We start from the raw sequence: 1,921 nt of genomic DNA on the forward strand, positions 1-1,921 counted from the left end.
CAAAAGGGGTTGAGGAGGTCCTTGGAACACCCCCCCCCCTACCCCCTCCTTTTGGATGGCTCCCTCTTTCCCCCCCCAACCCTTCCCAACAACAAATAGCCAGCACTCAACGAGGGGGGTGGGGGAGGTTGCGGCGGAGGACCTTGCCTGTCGGGTTGCGGGGGAGTTCCGGCAGGAAGTGGATGTCGCGGGGGAGCGAGAAGCGCGGGAGGGTGTCCCGGAGGCTGTCCAGCAGGGTGTCCGCCGTGAGCGTCGCGCCCTCGCGCAGCACCACGTACGCGGCGAACCGGTGGCCGAACCGCTCGTCGGGCACGCCGAACACCGCGACGTCCGCGACCTCGGGCAGGGCGGTGATCGCGTCCTCCACCGGGCGGGGATAGACGTTCTCGCCGCCCGAGACGATCATGTCGTCGGCGCGGCCCACCACGTACAGCCGGCCCTCGGCGTCGAGGCGGCCGCGGTCGCCCGTGGCCATCAGGTCGCCGAACATCGGCTTGCCCGTGCCGTTCGTGTACCCCTCGAACAGCATGCCGTTGCCCACGCAGATCTGGCCGACGTCGCCCTGCGGGACGGGCCGGCCGGCGTCGTCCAGGATGCCGATGCGGGTGCCGAGCGGCGGCCGCCCCGCCGTCGTCGGCTGCGCGGCGAGGTCCGCGGGCGTCGAGATGGAGGCCCAGGAGGCCTCGGTCGAGCCGTACAGGCCGTAGAGCACCGGGCCGAACTCGGCGAGGAACTGCGTGATCCGCTCGGCGGGCATGGCCGAGCCGGAGTAGGCGACGACGCGCAGGGACGACGTGTCGTACCGGGCCTTCACCTCAGCGGGCAGGTCGAGGATGCGCTGCAGCATGACCGGCACCGCGACCAGGGCGGTCACCCGGTGCTCGGCGATCATCCGGAGCGTCTCCTCGGCGTCGAACCGGCGCGGCAGCACCAGCTCCGCGTGCAGCGCCATGCCGAGCTGCAGGGCCGCGAGCCCCCACGTGTGGAAGATCGGCGTGGTGATCATCATCCGGTCGCCGGCCCGCAGCGGGATGACCGACAGCAGCGACGCGGCCTCGCTGAGGCCGTGCGGCTGCGGACGGCGGGCGCCCTTCGGGGTGCTCGTCGTGCCCGACGTCATGACGACGGTCCGGCCCGGCTTCCCGGGGATCGGCACCCGCGCCGCGTCGCCGTCCGCGACGAGCTCGGCGAGGCCGGAGGCGCCGTCGTCGGCCCAGGTGGTGACGACCGGCAGGTCGGTGGGCAGGTCGGGCTCCTGGTCCAGGAACTCCTGGTCGGCGAGGAGCAGCGCGGGCCCCTGCTCGGCGACGACGGCGGAGACCTGCGCGGGGGAGAGCCCGGAGTTGAGCAGCAGCGTGGTCGCGCCTAGCTTGGCCAGCGCCACCATGGACTCGATGAGGCCGCCGTGGTTGCGGCACAGCACGGCGACGGGCGTGCGCAGGCCGACGCCGCGGTCGCGCAGGGCGTTGGCCAGCCGGTTCGCGCGCTCGTCGAGCTCGCGGAAGGTCACGCTGCGCTGCTCGTCGGCGAACGCCGTCTGGTGCGGGGTGCGGACCGTGCTGGCGCGGTAGCCGCCGGCGATCGACGGGCCCCACGTGACGAGCTGCCAGATCGCGCCGACGTCGCGATGGACGCGCAGGCCCGGGGCGAGGACGCCGGACCTGACGAGGTAGAAGCCCTGGTTGAGCAGGTTCTCCTTGCGGTCGACCTGCGCGAGGCCGCCGGCGCGGACCTCCACGGCACTGGTGGTCAGCACGTCGCCCCCTTCGGCTCGCCACTATTGCACCCGCATTCAATAGGAAACGGGTGCGGGAGGCAACCCTCTCGTCGGCCGAGGAGGGGCGGTCCACTTCCCTTTGAGGCCCGGGTTTCTTCGCTTTGAGCCACCTCAAAGCGAAGAAACCCGGGCCTCAAAGGGGAC

At 72.2% G+C, this 1,921-nt stretch carries 1 protein-coding gene; it reads right to left on the reverse strand.

All coding sequences use genetic code 11. From position 1 onward, the window contains the following. Positions 1-106: 106 nt before the first annotated feature. The gene (locus ACFV9Q_RS23450; protein ID WP_377236404.1) at positions 107-1,756 is read right to left on the reverse strand and encodes an AMP-binding protein; all 1,650 of its coding nucleotides are present in this window, start codon (positions 1,754-1,756) and stop codon (positions 107-109) included. Between the last annotated feature and the right edge of the window lie 165 nt (positions 1,757-1,921).

The sequence above is a fragment of the Promicromonospora sp. NPDC059942 genome, from assembly GCF_042731755.1.
Taxonomy (GTDB): Bacteria; Actinomycetota; Actinomycetes; order Actinomycetales; family Cellulomonadaceae; genus Promicromonospora.